General features: G+C 43.1%; 17 protein-coding genes and 1 other annotated feature. All 17 genes read right to left on the bottom strand.

Going from position 1 to position 16,315, the window contains the following annotated elements; all coding sequences use genetic code 11:
- Nucleotide 1: 1 nt before the first annotated feature.
- Entirely contained in the window at nucleotides 2-463 is a 462-nt protein-coding gene (gene lspA, locus BA724_RS14875; RefSeq protein ID WP_069939459.1) for a signal peptidase II, read from the bottom strand.
- A 62-nt stretch (nucleotides 464-525) separates the two neighbouring features.
- Nucleotides 526-3,297 (bottom strand): isoleucine--tRNA ligase, encoded by a 2,772-nt coding sequence (gene ileS / locus BA724_RS14880; RefSeq protein ID WP_069939460.1) that lies wholly within the window; start codon nucleotides 3,295-3,297, stop codon nucleotides 526-528.
- 224 nt (nucleotides 3,298-3,521) lie between these two features.
- Nucleotides 3,522-3,741: a binding site (T-box leader), on the bottom strand.
- 53 nt (nucleotides 3,742-3,794) lie between these two features.
- On the bottom strand, nucleotides 3,795-4,304 hold the full coding sequence (locus BA724_RS14885) for a DivIVA domain-containing protein (RefSeq protein ID WP_069939461.1): 510 nt from the start codon (nucleotides 4,302-4,304) through the stop codon (nucleotides 3,795-3,797).
- Nucleotides 4,305-4,394: 90 nt separating this feature from the next.
- Complete coding sequence (locus BA724_RS14890; RefSeq protein ID WP_069939462.1) at nucleotides 4,395-5,174, bottom strand: YlmH family RNA-binding protein; 780 nt, start codon at nucleotides 5,172-5,174, stop codon at nucleotides 4,395-4,397.
- Between the two features lie 12 nt (nucleotides 5,175-5,186).
- Complete coding sequence (locus BA724_RS14895; RefSeq protein WP_069939463.1) at nucleotides 5,187-5,447, bottom strand: YggT family protein; 261 nt, start codon at nucleotides 5,445-5,447, stop codon at nucleotides 5,187-5,189.
- Nucleotides 5,448-5,452: 5 nt separating this feature from the next.
- Complete coding sequence (locus BA724_RS14900; protein WP_069939464.1) at nucleotides 5,453-5,878, bottom strand: cell division protein SepF; 426 nt, start codon at nucleotides 5,876-5,878, stop codon at nucleotides 5,453-5,455.
- A gap of 21 nt (nucleotides 5,879-5,899) precedes the next feature.
- Nucleotides 5,900-6,571, bottom strand: a complete 672-nt coding sequence (locus BA724_RS14905; RefSeq protein WP_069939465.1) for a YggS family pyridoxal phosphate-dependent enzyme — start codon at nucleotides 6,569-6,571, stop codon at nucleotides 5,900-5,902.
- The gene (gene pgeF / locus BA724_RS14910) at nucleotides 6,561-7,391 is read right to left on the bottom strand and encodes a peptidoglycan editing factor PgeF (protein ID WP_069939466.1); all 831 of its coding nucleotides are present in this window, start codon (nucleotides 7,389-7,391) and stop codon (nucleotides 6,561-6,563) included. Before pgeF ends, BA724_RS14905 begins: the two co-directional genes overlap by 11 nt.
- A gap of 51 nt (nucleotides 7,392-7,442) precedes the next feature.
- Nucleotides 7,443-7,700 (bottom strand): YlmC/YmxH family sporulation protein, encoded by a 258-nt coding sequence (locus BA724_RS14915; RefSeq protein ID WP_069939467.1) that lies wholly within the window; start codon nucleotides 7,698-7,700, stop codon nucleotides 7,443-7,445.
- Nucleotides 7,701-7,775: 75 nt separating this feature from the next.
- Complete coding sequence (gene sigG, locus BA724_RS14920) at nucleotides 7,776-8,555, bottom strand: RNA polymerase sporulation sigma factor SigG (RefSeq protein WP_069939468.1); 780 nt, start codon at nucleotides 8,553-8,555, stop codon at nucleotides 7,776-7,778.
- 61 nt (nucleotides 8,556-8,616) lie between these two features.
- Entirely contained in the window at nucleotides 8,617-9,336 is a 720-nt protein-coding gene (gene sigE / locus BA724_RS14925) for an RNA polymerase sporulation sigma factor SigE (RefSeq protein ID WP_069939469.1), read from the bottom strand.
- Nucleotides 9,337-9,357: 21 nt separating this feature from the next.
- Entirely contained in the window at nucleotides 9,358-10,206 is an 849-nt protein-coding gene (locus BA724_RS14930; protein ID WP_069939470.1) for a sigma-E processing peptidase SpoIIGA, read from the bottom strand.
- A gap of 152 nt (nucleotides 10,207-10,358) precedes the next feature.
- A complete protein-coding gene (gene ftsZ, locus BA724_RS14935; protein WP_069939471.1) occupies nucleotides 10,359-11,522 on the bottom strand; it encodes a cell division protein FtsZ in 1,164 nt (387 codons plus the stop codon).
- Between the two features lie 36 nt (nucleotides 11,523-11,558).
- Nucleotides 11,559-12,869, bottom strand: a complete 1,311-nt coding sequence (ftsA, locus tag BA724_RS14940; RefSeq protein WP_069939472.1) for a cell division protein FtsA — start codon at nucleotides 12,867-12,869, stop codon at nucleotides 11,559-11,561.
- 211 nt (nucleotides 12,870-13,080) lie between these two features.
- Nucleotides 13,081-13,878 carry a cell division protein FtsQ/DivIB gene (locus BA724_RS14945; protein WP_069939473.1) on the bottom strand — a complete coding sequence of 266 codons (798 nt, stop codon included), beginning with the start codon at nucleotides 13,876-13,878 and terminating at the stop codon, nucleotides 13,081-13,083.
- A gap of 72 nt (nucleotides 13,879-13,950) precedes the next feature.
- Nucleotides 13,951-15,060, bottom strand: a complete 1,110-nt coding sequence (murG, locus tag BA724_RS14950; protein WP_069939474.1) for an undecaprenyldiphospho-muramoylpentapeptide beta-N-acetylglucosaminyltransferase — start codon at nucleotides 15,058-15,060, stop codon at nucleotides 13,951-13,953.
- A gap of 132 nt (nucleotides 15,061-15,192) precedes the next feature.
- Nucleotides 15,193-16,281, bottom strand: coding sequence for a putative lipid II flippase FtsW (ftsW, locus tag BA724_RS14955; protein ID WP_069939475.1), 1,089 nt, complete (start codon nucleotides 16,279-16,281; stop codon nucleotides 15,193-15,195).
- Nucleotides 16,282-16,315: the final 34 nt, after the last annotated feature.

Here is a 16,315-nt window from a genome sequence, read left to right on the forward strand (position 1 = left end):
TTTATGCCTTCTTTCCTTTTCGATCTTCTATAAACATAGCAATAAATAATAAAATGACGCCAATAGTCAATGCGGCATCTGCGATATTAAAAATAGGGAAACGGTAGCCAAAAATAAACGTCTGCACGAAATCAACGACCTCACCGCGAAACAGCCGGTCAATAAAGTTTCCGATGGCGCCGCCAAGCAAGACAGCCAAAGATACTTTCATTAACGGCTTCCCTTTTGCTTCTTTTTGCATGAAATAAATAATCCCAACTACTACAACAGCTGTAATGATGTAAAAAAGCCAAAACTGCCCTTCAAGCATTCCCCAAGCCGCGCCTCTATTACGATGAGACGTAATATGAAGAAGGTTTTCAATGACCGGCACACTTTCGCCTATCTCCATGGACTTGACAATAAGCCATTTGGTCCATTGATCCAGCAAGATGACAAGCAGTGTCAATACGTAGTAATACATATTTTCCCTCCAACGATGAAAAGAGGTTAGCGGTTTTAGAGCTAACCTCTTTTTCGTTTCTTTTAGTTCACTTCCGAGTAGTGTTCTTTCACGACAGCTGCACAGCGCGGGCAAAGTGTTGGATGGTCCGCATCCTGTCCAACTTCATCTGTCACCGTCCAGCAGCGTTCACATGTGTCGCCTGAAGCTTTTTCTACTACAACAGATGCCGTCTCAAGCTTTACAGCTTGCTCTGGCGCTTCCGACAATGTTCCGGCTACGTCAAATCCAGATACAATAAACAGCTGCTTTAAGTCTTCATCAATCGATGAAAGCAGTTCCGCCGTTTCGCCATCTGCATATAATCTGATACATGCCGTTAACGATTTGCCGATGACTTTTTCATTTCTCGCTTCTTCCAGCGCTTTCAGCACATCGTCACGAACCGCCATAAACACTGTCCATTTTTTCATCAAACGTTCTGCATCCGCCAGTTCTTTATAGTCCGGCATATCCGTCAGCTGGACATATTTTCCCTCTGTTTCCGGCACTTCTGCCCATACTTCATCTGCTGTATGCGGCAAGATTGGGGATACTAATTTTGCAAGTGCTGTTAATGTTTCGTACATAACCGTTTGAATGGCACGGCGGTCTGCATGATTTTCTGCTTCAATATATAAAACATCTTTTGTGAAATCTAGGTAGAATGAACTTAAATCGACTGTGCAAAAATTATTGACAGCATGATAAATTGCCGCAAATTCATACTTTTCGTAATGGCTGCGAACCGTTTTAGTTAATTCATTTAATTTCACGAGCATAAATTGATCCACTTCACGAAGGTTTTCATAAGGCACCGCATTTTCACTCGGTTTAAACCCATCCAAATTTCCTAACAAGAAGCGGAATGTGTTGCGGATTTTACGATATACTTCTGCTACTTGCTTTAAAATGGCGTCAGATACACGCACATCCGCCTGGAAGTCCACAGAAGATACCCAGAGACGCAAAATATCAGCGCCAAGCTGATCCATCACTTTTGCTGGAATAACCGTATTGCCAAGCGATTTACTCATTTTGCGGCCTTCACCATCTAGAGCAAATCCATGGCTTAATACGCCTTTATACGGTGCTTTACCTGTGACGGCAACCCCGGTAATTAAGGAGGAGTTGAACCAGCCACGGTATTGGTCAGATCCTTCTAAATAAAGATCAGCCGGCCGCTGTGCATCTGAACGCTGTTCAAGTACACCTTCATGAGAAGAGCCGGAATCGAACCAGACGTCCATAATGTCATTTTCTTTCGTGAATTCGCCGTTCGGGCTGCCCGGATGCGTAAACCCTTCCGGCAAGAGTTCATTCGCTGTGCGCTTAAACCAAATATTTGATCCATTTTCACGGAATAATTCCGATACATGGGCAATCGTTTCATCGGTAATGATCGCTTCACCATTCTCCGCATAAAAAACCGGAATCGGCACACCCCATGCACGCTGGCGGGAAATACACCAGTCGCCGCGGTCACGAATCATGTTAAATAACCTTGTTTCGCCCCATGCCGGCACCCACTTCGTTTCTTTTACTGCTTCAAGCAGTTCAGGACGGAACTTGTCGATTGACGCGAACCATTGTGCTGTCGCCCGGTAAATAACCGGTTTTTTTGTCCGCCAGTCATGCGGATACGAATGTGTGATGAACTCCATTTTTAACAGTGCGCCTGCTTCAGACAGCTTTTCAGTAATGGCTTTATTGGCTTTATCGTAAAAAAGCCCTTCAAAGCCCGGTGCTTCATCTGTCATGACTCCACGGTCGTTCACCGGACAAAGAACGTCGAGCCCATATTTCTTCCCGACAAGAAAGTCATCTTCTCCGTGGCCAGGCGCTGTATGAACGGCTCCTGTACCAGAATCTGTCGTGACGTGTTCGCCAAGCATGACAAGTGAATCACGCCCATAGATTGGATGCGCCGCGATAATATGTTCAAGTTTTTCTCCTTTAATCAGCTTTTCAACCGTATACGACTCCCAGCCGATTTTTGCTGCCACTTCTTCAAGAAGTGCTTCTGCCACTACGAACCGGCCACCCGCTGCATTTACGACCGCATAATTCAGCTCCGGATGAACTGAAATGCCCAGGTTCGCTGGAATGGTCCATGGTGTTGTTGTCCAAATAATGATCTTTGTACCTGCTTCAAGCACATCATTTCCTTTTTTTACATCAAAGGAAACATAAATAGAAGCTGATTTTTTATCTTGGTATTCAATTTCTGCTTCGGCAAGTGCAGATTCAGACGAAGGGGACCAGTAAACCGGCTTTAGTCCTTTATAAATAAATCCTTTTTTCGCCATTTCGCCAAACACTTTAATTTGAGCCGCTTCATATTCTGGCTTTAATGTAATATATGGATTTTCCCAATCACCGCGAACACCTAACCGCTTAAACTGCTCACGCTGGTTATCAATTTGTTTATACGCATATTCTTCACAAAGCTGGCGGAATTCCGCAACAGTCATTTCTTTCCGGTTCACACCCGAATTTGTCAGCGCCTGCTCAATTGGCAGACCATGTGTATCCCAACCTGGAATGTAAGGCGCATAGTAGCCGCTCATTGATTTAAAACGAACGATAAAATCTTTTAAAATTTTATTGAGCGCGTGTCCGATATGAATATCACCATTCGCATACGGAGGACCATCATGCAAAACAAACATCGGCCGGCCTTTTGTACGTTCGAGTACTTTTTTGTAAATATCTTCTTCGTTCCATACACTTTGCATATCCGGTTCGCGTTTTGGCAAGTTGCCACGCATTGGAAAGTCAGTTTTTGGCATTAATAATGTATCTTTATAATTCATTGCCTTATCTCCCTTTAAATAAAATAAGCGCAGGACGCCTGTCTATCAGCGACAAATATAAGACGAGCACTGGCGGTGGCCGCTTTTTAGCCTCAGAAGGCCTTGGCATAGAGCAAAGGCTAAGTTCACCGTAACTCCTTTGTGACTCACATCTTGCGAGTCCTCGAGCTGATGGCGTCCGGAGCTGTACATCGTTAAAATAAAAAAACCTTTCACATCCCTAAAAAAGGGACGGAAAGGTTTCCGCGGTACCACCCTGGTTGACAGTTAAGAACTATCCGCTCACAATCCATAACGTGGATAAACCGTTTTTCGCTACTCATTCGTTCACGAAAAATGCTCAAGGGTGATCTTTAAGCCGCAGATGGCCGCCGGGCTTCCACCATCCCCGGTTCGCTTTTGGCCGATCCATTGCCGCTCTACTGTCCCTGTCATCGCGTTTGATCAATTTTATTTGAATGGTTCTATTATAAAAATGAACCGTTCATTCGTCAAGCTTACTTCACATCATCGCTTAACTGTTCAAGTTCATCCGTATCTACTTCAAACTCAAGCAGCGTGTCCCAATCATCATTATTCAACAAGTCCAACTGGGCTTCCATCAGCATTTTAAAGCGTGTGCGGAACACTTTCGACTGTTTTTTCAGCTCTTCGATTTCCACTGCGATTCGCCGTGCTTTCGACAGCGACTCTTCAACAATCCGATCCGCATTTTTCTCCGCTTCACGAATAAGCAGCTTTGATTCCTTTAATGCGTTTCGTTTTACATCTTCTGCCGTTTCCTGCGCAATCACAATCGACTTGTTTAATGTTTCCTCAATATTTGAAAAATAACTAAGACGTTCCGTTTGTCCGGCAAGCTGGGCTTCTAATTCTTTTTTTTCACGGATAATAAGTTCGTAATCTTTAATAATTTGATTTAAAAAGTCATTCACTTCGTCTTCATCGTAACCACGAAATGAACGGCCGAATTCCTTTTTATGTATGTCCAACGGCGTTAAGGGCATACAGCCACCTCCAAAGCGTTACATAATCATTGATTTTTATTATAAAGGTTTTTCGACCACTTGTGGGGAAATCCCTTTATTTTCACAAATTTATTTCAAAATACCCAGCCTTATTCGCCACTTTTCTTTTTTTGTCTGGCCGTCAATCGATAAAATTTTCATCCGGCCGATTCCACGAACTGACAGCATATCTCCTTGTTCACATTCAAAAGACGTTTGATCTACTGCTTTCCAATTCACTTTTACAGCGCCGCTTTTAATAAGCTGCTGCGCTTTCTGTCTGGACATAGAAGGCAGGGATCCAATAACGACATCCAGGCGCATTGACGAAACAGTGACGGCTTGTTCACGCCACTCTTCAACCGAATAAACTGCTTCTGAGAGCATCTTTTCTATCAACTTGACCGGCACTTTCCCAACATGATCAAAATGCGCGTGTAAATAACCGGTTAACTCTTTTGCTACAATGACTTGAAAACGCTCTTGCTCGCTTAAAATATCACCAAATTTTTCACGCGCCAGGCCAAGACCCATTAAACTTCCTAAAATATGAGGATGACTAATCGAGGCAAATTTTTGCGGATAGTCAATTTCAAGCAATTCCACATCAAAATCCGTTTGTGCCGGTTCGAAATAAGAAGGATGAAAAAGCGCCCGTTTCCGTTCAGCAGATGGATGACCGCCATAAAAAGAAACCCGTACATCTTCGGCCGCAGACCCGACAACCGATCGGATGATCTGACGCTCGCGCGGATTAAGAAATCCAGTCAATTTCGGCGCATACATATCTGTGACTTGCTGCTTCCATTTCAGTGCTTTATCAATAAACTCTTTTTCTTCCGGTCGGAAATGCTGGTAAATATCATTCATTGAGCATTCCGCTTACAGCCAGGAAGACAGCTGGTAAAGTCCTCTAGTCGCAAGATTCAGTGTAATAAAAGCGACAATAGGTGAGATATCAAACATGCCCAGCGGCGGAATAATCCGTCGGAATGGATCTAAATATGGTTCGCAAATTCTTGTTAAAAACCGGCCGATTGATGTGTTGCGCGCGTCCGGAAACCATGACATTAAAATGTAAATAATGAGTGCCCAGGAATATAGTTGTATCGCCTGAACCAAAACATAAATAACTGTATCCATCTTTGCTATTGCCACCCCGTTTTTTCTTGATCATGTTGCGTAAATTGTGTAATGCTTCCGCCAATTTCTACATTCTCTGGTGCACAGAAAAAGATTTTTTCACCAATTTGCTGAATTTCTCCCCCAATGGCATACACCGTACCGCCAAGAAAATCAACGATCCTGCGTGCCTGATCCGTTTGAATACGCTGCAGATTGACGATAACCGCTTTTTTCGCTTTTAAATGGTCGGCAATTTCTTGCGCTTCCGCATAAACACGCGGCTCTGTCATCATGACTTTTGACGGCTTTTGTGCGCTTTTCAAGCTGACCACATTTTTTTTGCGGGGCGCTGCTGAAGACGGCTCTTCTTCATATACTTCTTCCTCCACCATATCGTAATCCTCTTCGTCGAGCAGGAAAAATGACTTAAACTTCGATTTCACGCCCATCGTTCCACCTCCGCTTTCATTTTATTCCCCTACAAGCGCAGTTCCAATACGAATCATTGTCGCGCCTTCTTCCACCGCTATCTCAAAATCGTTGCTCATGCCCATAGATAATTCACTACATGGAGCGTATGAAAGTTCTAATGCCCTTACTTCATCTCTGCATAAAGCAAGCTTGCGAAAACAAGTCCGAAGCACATGCGGGTCTTCTGTTAACGGAGCCATTGTCATCAAGCCGCATACTCGAATATTTTCGTATGTGTGCAGCGATTTAATAAATGGGATGACCTCTTCAGGCATCATTCCATGTTTTGATTCTTCACCCGATACGTTCACCTGAACAAAACATTGAACAGCTCTTTGGGCACGGCTGTTAATTTCTTTAGCAAGTGATTCACGGTCAAGTGAATGAATGTAGTCAGCTTGATGAATGATCGACTTTACTTTTCTTGTCTGCAATGACCCGATAAAGTGCCACGCTGCCTTTTCCCCAATAGCTGCGTATTTTTCATTCAGTCCTTCAGCCCGGTTTTCACCGAGATGGAGAATTCCCGCTTCTACAGCTTCTCGGGCTCGTGCTGTTGTTACATATTTTGTAACTGCAATGATTTTCACATCTTTCGCCTGCCGACCTGAACGGCGCGCGGATTCCTCAATCCGTTTTTTAATGATTGATAAATTTTCGCTAACTTTCATAGTTTCCTTCCTTCCAGCCGATGTACCCCATCATTCTGCCCGTGCACCCTCTGTCACGCCGATGAGAAAAGAAATCCGGAGAGCAGCTTGAACATAGTGCCGTTATATAAATATTTTCTGACAAAATGCCATTCTTCACAAGAAGATCTTTATTAAAGGTTTGTAAAGAAAAATAATACGTATCCGGTTCATTTGGCACCGGGGAGAAGGGAACTTCCTCACCCGGCTGATACCATTTTTCTGCTGCTGTTATGACCGATGTCCCCACTTTATAGCATGAACCACAGATGGAAGGGCCAATGGCCACCTCAATATCCTTCAGACAACTGCCTTCTTGCTCCCACCTTTTCACCATGTTTACACCAATTCCGTTAACCGCGCCTTTCCAGCCGGCATGAGCCGTTCCGATCCGTTTTGTTACACGGTCAATAAAATAAAGAGGCACACAATCAGCGTAGCAAAGTGTCAGCAAAATACCAGCAGCATCAGTGTAAAGTCCATCAGTAGATGAAAGCGCCGTTTCGTAGTCAAGAGCACCACGGCCGATGTCGTGTTTTGATACGTGTTCAATATGAACCTCGTGTGTTTGCTCACAGCCGATCCATTGATCGACAGGAAATTTAATTGACTCACCTGTATTTTTTCGGTTTTGCTGCACAGAAGCTGGTTCATCATGAACATGAAACGCCATATTTAAGCCATTATACTTGCCGGATCCGCCCTCGCTAGACGTGAAGCCGACAACAAGACCTGGTTCTTCTTTTTCCCATCTTTCCATATGAAACAAGCCGCTGCCTGTTTTTTTAAAAGGTTCTGTCATGGCATGCTCCCGTTTATTTTCTTTTAGTGTACCACATGACACCCTTTTTCGTCACCGTTCATCCTCATTCGGTTCTGTTTCTCCGTAACGGACTAAAATAACATCGCCTCCAATCTTAACAATATGCATCCAGGGGATGACCACTTCTTCCTCTTTGCCGAATAAGCCAAACTTTTTTCCGTTCTGTTCAATAATGAGCGCGGAAATAGCTCCTGTCGCGTTGTTTAATTCAATATCAGCCAGCCGGCCTAGTTTTTTTCCATTAGTCACATTCACAATATCTTTTAGCTGAAATTCTGAAATACGCATAGCGGTCCCTCCTTTATACCAATGTATGCTCCAAAACAAAGAAAAAAACAGAAGATCATCTCTTCTGTTTTTCGCTTATCCATTTATTTTCTTTTTCATTTGTTTAATAGCCCCTTTTTCGAGCCGGGATACTTGTGCCTGGGAGATGCCTATTTCATCCGCTACTTCCATTTGAGTCCGGCCGGTAAAAAACCGTTTTTCAATAATCATCCGCTCCCGCTCAGACAATTTATTTAGTTCATCGGTGACAGTCATGGTATCTACCCATTCTTTTTCCCTGTCTTTCCCATCACTAATTTGGTCCATCATATAAATAGGATCGCCGCCATCTTGGAAAACAGGTTCAAATAACGACACTGGATCTTGAATGGCATCAAGAGCAAAGACCATTTCTTCTTTCGGCACATCAATTGCGCGGGCAATTTCCTCTGTTGCCGGTTCAACTGACCGCTCCGCTGTCAGTCTTTCTCTTGCCTGCAAAGCCTTATAAGCAATGTCACGAAGAGAGCGTGATACCCGAATCGGATTGTTATCCCGCAGGTAACGGCGAATTTCTCCAATAATCATTGGCACTGCATATGTTGAAAAGCGAACATTATGGCTTAAATCGAAATTATCAATTGATTTCATCAAACCGATACATCCAACTTGAAACAAGTCATCGGCTTGCTCATTACGGTGGTTAAATCGTTGAATCACACTTAAAACGAGGCGCAAATTTCCGTTGACCAGCTCTTCACGAGCCTGTTTATCCCCATTTTGATATTGCACAAACAGCACTTTCATTTCAGGATTTGTTAACACAGGCAATGTCGATGTATCAACACCACATAAGACAACTTTATTTCGGGCCATCACTGTTCCTCCTCATGATGTCTGTTTCTCAGAACAGTATTGCCGGCCCGAAAAAAATTATTCAGCGCAGTTTATTCAGTTCTTTTTTCAACCGTCCAATGATTTTTTTCTCAAGTCGTGAAATATAAGACTGTGAGATTCCCAGCAAATCTGCTACGTCTTTTTGAGTTCTTTCTTCTTGTCCATTTAGTCCAAATCGCATCTCAATAATTTGTTTTTCACGCCCTTCTAAATCTTCAAGCGCTTCTGACACTAAATGTTTGTCCACTTCTTCTTCAATGCCTTTTGTGATGATGTCACTTTCGGTTCCGAGCACGTCGGATAACAGCAGCTCATTTCCATCCCAGTCAATATTCAGTGGTTCATCAAATGAAATTTCCGAACGGATTTTATTATTGCGGCGCAAGTACATTAAAATTTCATTTTCAATACAGCGGGATGCATACGTCGCGAGCTTAATTTTCTTTTCAGGATCAAATGTATTAACAGCTTTAATGAGCCCGATTGCGCCAATACTGATAAGATCTTCAATATGGATGCCGGTATTCTCAAATTTCCGTGCAATGTAAACGACAAGGCGTAAATTCCGCTCAATGAGCATCGCCCGAACCGCCTTATCACCTGACGGAAGCTTTGTTAAAAGATGAGCCTCTTCATCCCGTGTAAGCGGTGGTGGGAGTGCTTCACTTCCACCAATGTAATAAATCGTTTTAGATTTGATACCAGCTTTTTGAATCATGTTATACATGACGTACATCCACTTTGTTTTTACTTGCCGCAAATTATTCACTCACCTTTCAATTCATTCTCGAACCATATTCGGATGCAAAATGCAGCCAAACGAATGATCATCCGATAACATCTTGTCCGTAAATGTGACAAGCGCTCTATCAGTTTTTTGTTCTTTCCCATTGATCCACACTGTAAAGCTGTCTGTCCTAAATGAAGCAAGCAGCTGGCTTTCAGCATGAATGGACTTAGATGGTATCCAAACGAGTTTTTCAGTCCAATTGTCTGGGAGATGTAACAGGTCGCTAATATCTTCTTTAAAAAGCACGTCCGGCCATTCTTCATGCGGATCAATTTGACAAACCGCTACCTCTTTTTTAGAAATAGGGTCGCATAGCGCATTCCCGGTGTCTATCAAGCCCTGTCCTGACCAATTCATTCCGCAAAGCGTAAAAGAAACAGGTACGGTTTGGCTGATTATCCGCCTTGACGAATTCAAACTGAACAGCCGACGCTGAATAAAGTAGAATGAGATCGCAACTGATACAATAAAAAAGAATACGAGAGACCATTTTCCTCCTATAGCGTACTGCGTATACATGGACTGAAATCCGAATAAAATACCGCCCGTCAGAAAAACAATGAAATAAAACGTAAGGACCGTGGAGATGAGACTTGTTACGCCGGTTATTTTAAAAGCGATGCGAATCATGAATATAGGCATGATCACCGTTAACGATTTATGCAAAAGCCCCACCGGCCCGGCTGCTAAATAAATCCATACCGGTATGGTTCCAGCTAACGAGGCTGCAAGTAGCCTCGACAGCTGGAACGGGCGGCCGCTCAGCTTTCCCGTTACAAAAAGCAGCAACGCATCTGCAGCAAAATTAAAAAAAATAATCCCTTCTGCGTAACCGGCCAATTCATCCCTCCCTTTTTCCGGCTGCCTGTCCTATGAGCAATAGTCTACCGGAATCAATAGCGAATGTATGTCGGAATGTAAGTGAATTTTTACAGTAGTTTTTCCGAATCTTGTCACAAAAAATCCCGTCACATAAGTGACGGGATTTGCTTTTATCTTCTTCTGTTGCGATTACGCAAAAACGTTGGAATATCAAGTGTTTCGTCAGCTGAAGGCTGTTGCGGCTGCCGATTCGGCTGCTCAGGTGCCGGTGCATCTTCACGCTTCATTTCACGCGGTTTTGATTGTTGATTCTGCGGTCCTGACTGCTGCTGCGGCTTCACCTGCCCAAGTCCTGGACGAGGCTGGCCTTGCTGGGCTGGCACTTCTTTAAAACCTGTTGCAATAACCGTTACGATAATTTCATCTTTCAAATTCTCGTTAATAACAGAACCGAAGATCATATTTACTTCTTGATCAGAAGCGGAAGAAACAATATCAGCTGCTTCTTGCACTTCATAAAGACTTAAGTTCGTGCCACCGGTAATATTCATTAAAACACCTTGTGCGCCATCAATAGCCGTTTCAAGAAGCGGGCTGGAAATAGCTTTTTTCGCCGCTTCAACAGCTCGATTTTCACCTGATGCAACGCCGATCCCCATAAGTGCGGACCCTTTATTCGACATGATTGTTTTTACGTCTGCGAAATCAAGATTGATCAATCCTGGAACAGCAATCAAGTCAGAGATCCCTTGTACACCTTGGCGGAGGACGTTGTCTGCTTCACGGAACGCTTCAAGCATCGGTGTGCTTTTATCAACAATTTCAAGCAAACGGTCATTCGGAATAACAATTAACGTGTCAACCGATGCTTTCATCGCTTCAATACCGCCGGCTGCCTGAGTGGCGCGTTTACGGCCTTCAAATGTAAACGGACGTGTTACAACACCAACAGTTAATGCGCCAAGATCTTTTGCAATTTGAGCAATCACCGGTGCCGCACCTGTTCCTGTTCCGCCGCCCATTCCAGCTGTAACAAAGACCATATCGGCACCTTTAAGTGCTTCCTCGATTTGCTCTTTACTTTCTTCGGCTGCTTTTTTTCCGACTTCCGGATTAGCACCCGCCCCTAAACCGCGCGTTAATTTATTCCCAATTTGCATTTTTACTTCTGCTTTAGATAAATTAAGAGCTTGTGCGTCTGTATTGACCGCAATAAAGTCCACTCCCTGTACTCCATGTTCAATCATTCGGTTAACTGCATTGTTTCCGCCGCCGCCAACGCCGATAACTTTAATCGTTGCCAATGAATCTACACTTGTATCAAATTCCAGCATGGCAAATCCTCCTATTTAATGAGTCTTTTTTGTGGTTTATTCTTCAAAAAAGTACCCGAAAAGTTTTTTCATTTTCCCTTTAACGCCTTTTTCTTCACCGTCATGCGGCTGTTCTTTTTTAACAGGCTTTACTTCCTGTTTTACTTCCGGCCGTTCTTTCTTTGTTTCCTTTCCTGTCTGCGCCGCCTGGTTTGATTCGCTTAATTTCCGCCCTGTCAATCGGGCATTTTTGTAAGCGTACTTAATGAGCCCCACCGCTGTCGTATATTGCGGCTCGCGCACACCAATATAATCCGGAATCGCAACACGAACACGGTTTTGGAATACATCTTGAGCCAAATCAAGAATGCCATTCATCGCGGAAGCTCCGCCGGTTAAAACAAAACCACCTGGAATATCGTGGATACCTGACTGGCGAAGGTTTTCAACCACCATCATAAACAATTCTTCCAGCCGCGCTTCAATAATTTCCGAAATTTCAAGCTGATTGAATTGATCATGCTGGTCACTTCCAATAACAGGAACACTAAACACTTCTTCCTCTGAAGCTAAATCGTAAAAAGCGTGACCGTGCTTTATCTTAATTTGTTCAGCTTCATCTGTCGAGGTACGAAGACCGATCGATAAATCTTTTGTAATATGTTCACCACCCACAGGCAGGACAGATGTCTGTTGAATATATCCATCTTTAAAATATGAAATCGTCGTTGAACCACCGCCAATATCAACGAGCACAGTTCCAAGATTTTTTTCATCCATAGACAAAGCAATTTCTCCACTCGCCAGCGGCTGAAGTACAATTTCGTTAATATCCAGACCTGCACGTTCAACACAGCGCAGTGTGTTATGTAAAAACGTTCTAGAACCTGTCACGATAATGCCTTCCATTTCAAGACGTACACCAAGCATACCGCGAGGATCATTAATTTCATCAAAACCATCTACTATAAACTGTTTTGCAATAATATTTACAATTTCTCTATCCGGCGGGATCGACATTACTTGTGCCGCATCCTTTACACGGATGACGTCCTCACTCGTAATTTCACGATTTTCACTTGAGACGGCCACAACGCCATTACATGGATGAAGAATGGCATGGTTGGCAGCAATACCAACAATAACCGAACGAATCTCAAGACCAACCATTCGCTCTGCCTGTTCGATTGCTTTTTTAATCGAATGAACCGTATCGTCAATATCGACAACTGCGCCTTTTCGAATACCTTTTGATTTTACACTTCCGACACCAATTATATTTAAAGAATCATTAACCATTTCGCCAATAATTACTTTAATTGCGGATGTACCGATGTCGAGACTTACTAGAATTTCATTATTATTCATGCTGCGGCACCTCCTTTACCATAAAAGCGTGAATAATCGAACAACAATTCGTACATTTACTTCTTAAATGTATGGTAAGAACGTAATTCGTCATATTCAACATGATCCCTTTTAAAGTTTTATATTTTTGTGTTTCCCAAAACTCTCTCATACAAGTCTACACTAAGATAAGAAGCTGGAAAAGGCAAAGTTACTCCGTTTAGAGAAAACTTTATGGTGTCTCTGCCTCTTCTTCAGCTTCTTCACTTGTTTCCTGCTGCTGCGCTGGATCATATGCTTTGAAATAAGAACCAACTTCAAGATCAATAACACCTTTCACATCAGGGTTAAGCTGCGTGGAAATGGAAGGATAGTAAACCATTTTTTCTGCAAAGGTTGAGAGGGTGGCAGATACTTCAAACCCATCTGTCATAAACGCTTTAATATGGAGAGAGTCATTTTTTTTCGGCTCATAATAGACTTCAGAGATCGTATTAAATACCTCGCTTGGAAGTGTCTCGGCAGCTTCCGCAAACAAATCCAGTGCTTTTCCCTCTTTAAAATCATATAGAATGGGAAGCTGTAATGGCGCCCCACTGACAGGCTCGCTTAAGATTTTTCCGTTTTGAAGGACTGGATACAATCCGCCTTTGCGAGCCGCATAGGCAATTTCATTTTGTTCAACGACTGCCACCATTAGATCGTTGGGAAATCCAGCTGTAATACTGGCTCCCTTAATTCGGTCGTCCTTTAAAAGTACTTCTTCAGCCTTGCCTTTGCCCACCGTCCATATATTCACACCTATTTCAAGACCACTTTGTTCAATAATTTCCTGTTTTGTCATCAGCTTGTTTCCCTTCACATGAATCTCGGCTACTTTACTTAAAGGAGACTGTAAGTAAACGACAAGAAGGATGAGAGTGAAAAACACTGATAACAAAAGCAGAAGCCGGCGATTTGCTTTCTTTTTTCTTATTTGCTTCAGCTTCGGAATGCGGTCTTCAATTGAAATTACTTTTTGCTTTGTCATGTTCACACCTCTGCCCATGTTACAAATCATCCGCCATCTTTATTTTCGTAACAGCGGCTGATTGCCATGTTTTCAAGATGATCGGCCGCCTTTTTCTGTTAATTCGGCCATTACAGTATATAATCTGTCAGCAGCATCATGGATTCCAAGATGTTTTGATTCTTCTTTCATTTTTGAAAGCCGCAGCTCATTCATAAGGACAGCGTCTAGTTCCTTGATGAGAAGCTGGCCCGTCAAATCTTTCTCAGGAAGCAATACGGCAGCACCCCGATCCGTTAAAGAGCGCGCATTTTTTTCTTGATGGTTGTTTGTTACGTAAGGACTTGGAATTAAGATTGATGGAATGCCAAGTGCTGTTAATTCCGCAAGTGTCGTTGCTCCTGCTCTTGCGACAACCAGGTCACAAGCCGCAAGTACATCCGGCATATTGTGAATGAACGGTTCAACTGCGACATTATCAGGCTTTCCTGCTGTTTTTAACATATCGGCTACACGCTCATAATGAACATCACCCGTTACATAAAGCACCTGATACTGCCGGTTTGCTAAATCCTTCAGCGCATCCGTTACCGCATCATTAATCGGACGGGCACCGCGGCTTCCACCGAAAATTAACACGGTTTTCCGACCAGATTGAAATCCATACTTTTCCAGCACTCCATTTCCACTCGCTTCAATCACTTCTGATGCGCGCGGATTGCCAGTAAGGACTGTTTTTTGAGCTGGAAAATACGCTTTTGCTTCTTCAAAACAAACCGCTATTTTGTCAACATACTTGCTTAAAAACTTGTTTGTCAGCCCTGGCACACTATTTTGTTCATGGACGATCGATGGGATCCCCATTTTTGCAGCGGCGTATACAACTGGTCCGCACACATAGCCTCCAGTCCCAATCACGACATCAGGCTGAAATTCTTTCAACATTTTTTTGCATTCATTAACGCCTTTTAAAAAGCGCATAATCGTTTTTACGTTTTCAAATGAAACTGCCCGGCGAAATCCAGTAATATTAATTGACTTAAAAGAGATTCCTTCACGTACAACAAGCTTTGATTCAAGCCCCATCTCTGTTCCAATATATAAAAAAGATGTGTCCGGATGTTTCATTTTAATCATTCGAATAAGTGCGAGTGCTGGATAAATATGTCCACCTGTTCCCCCGCCACTGACTACAATTTTCAATTTTGTCACCTCAATACGTCTATTGGCAGCTTTACGTTGCTTAAATTTGGCTGTCCAATGCATTTTCATCTTAAATCAATGCGTCACGAGAATCAAATATTATCTTGAAAAAGCGGCAAAATTCCTTCTAAATTACCGCATATGCCGGCTTGCACTCAACACAATACCTGCAAGAGCAAGTGTCATCGTCAATGAAGACCCTCCATAGCTTAAAAATGGTAGAGTAACACCCGTTACCGGAAGAAGACCTGTTACCACTCCTAAATTAATGAAAGATTGCAAACAAATCATGCCTGTCAGACCAAACACGAGCAGCACGCCAAACGGATTGTCCAGGCGCATCGCAATGTACACCCCCCGCCAAATAAGCAAAAAAAACAAAAGAACAATCCAAACTGCACCGATAAAACCTGTTTCTTCTGCCCAAATGGCAAAAATAAAATCTGTTTGCGGCTCTGGAAGATAATAATACTTTTGACGGCTTTCTCCATACCCATGACCGAATAGGCCACCGGGGCCGACTGCATAAAGGGATTGAATAATCTGGAATCCGCTTCCAAGTGGATCCGACCAAGGGTCCAAATAAGCGGTAATCCGCTTCATTCGATAGGGAGCCGATAAAATCAGCAAAACGAGACCGGCTATAGCCGAAACACCGATTGTAACAAAAAAACGAATCGGTGCCCCTGCACTAAATAATAAAATGAATGCTGTTCCACCCATAACAGCCGCTGTGCCAAGGTCTGGCTGCAGCATAATCAAGCCAAAAGCAGCACCAATAACGACAAGCGGAAGAAATAGACCTTTCCAAAATAAATGAATCGTTTTTTTTCGTTCAGAAAGTGCAGCAGCTAAATAAAAAACGAGTGCCATTTTCATCCATTCAGACGGTTGAAATGACAATGAACCGACCCCAATCCAGCTCTGTGAGCCATTTCGAACCATTCCAATTCCCGGAATAAGTACAGCAATCAATAGAAGGAACGCAAGAATGAGCGCATGTTTTGAATACTTTTCCCATAACTGGTAATCAAAGCGGGAGCAGATGATCATAACCACGATTCCCACTCCGGCAAATACAGCTTGTCTTTCTACAAAATAAAATGAATTCCCATAATTAAACTGGCCCCATACTTCTCCTGCACTTGCGACCATAAAGAGGCCGCTTCCCGTCAACAACAAGACTAGCAGTAAAAAGAGTTTATCTGTCCCGCGAGTAATAACGGCAAAGCCACTCCTTTCATGCGCATTAAAA

It is taken from the genome of Domibacillus iocasae, assembly GCF_001750285.1.
GTDB classification, from domain to species: Bacteria; Bacillota; Bacilli; order Bacillales; family Domibacillaceae; genus Domibacillus; species Domibacillus iocasae.

Bases quoted from the DNA above. Each gene is read 5' to 3' on its own strand.
- BA724_RS14945 (WP_069939473.1), bottom strand. From the start codon at position 13,878: ATGACAAAGCAAAAAGTAATTTCAATTGAAGACCGCATTCCGAAGCTG.
- ftsA (WP_069939472.1), bottom strand. From the start codon at position 12,869: ATGAATAATAATGAAATTCTAGTAAGTCTCGACATCGGTACATCCGCA.
- pgeF (WP_069939466.1), bottom strand. From the start codon at position 7,391: ATGACAGAACCTTTTAAAAAAACAGGCAGCGGCTTGTTTCATATGGAA.
- BA724_RS14915 (WP_069939467.1), bottom strand. From the start codon at position 7,700: ATGCGTATTTCAGAATTTCAGCTAAAAGATATTGTGAATGTGACTAAT.
- BA724_RS14890 (WP_069939462.1), bottom strand. From the start codon at position 5,174: ATGAATGATATTTACCAGCATTTCCGACCGGAAGAAAAAGAGTTTATT.
- sigG (WP_069939468.1), bottom strand. From the start codon at position 8,555: ATGGCCCGAAATAAAGTTGTCTTATGTGGTGTTGATACATCGACATTG.
- ileS (WP_069939460.1), bottom strand. From the start codon at position 3,297: ATGAATTATAAAGATACATTATTAATGCCAAAAACTGACTTTCCAATG.
- ftsZ (WP_069939471.1), bottom strand. From the start codon at position 11,522: ATGCTGGAATTTGATACAAGTGTAGATTCATTGGCAACGATTAAAGTT.
- BA724_RS14905 (WP_069939465.1), bottom strand. From the start codon at position 6,571: ATGAAAGTTAGCGAAAATTTATCAATCATTAAAAAACGGATTGAGGAA.
- BA724_RS14895 (WP_069939463.1), bottom strand. From the start codon at position 5,447: ATGGATACAGTTATTTATGTTTTGGTTCAGGCGATACAACTATATTCC.
- BA724_RS14900 (WP_069939464.1), bottom strand. From the start codon at position 5,878: ATGGGCGTGAAATCGAAGTTTAAGTCATTTTTCCTGCTCGACGAAGAG.
- lspA (WP_069939459.1), bottom strand. From the start codon at position 463: ATGTATTACTACGTATTGACACTGCTTGTCATCTTGCTGGATCAATGG.
- BA724_RS14885 (WP_069939461.1), bottom strand. From the start codon at position 4,304: ATGCCCTTAACGCCGTTGGACATACATAAAAAGGAATTCGGCCGTTCA.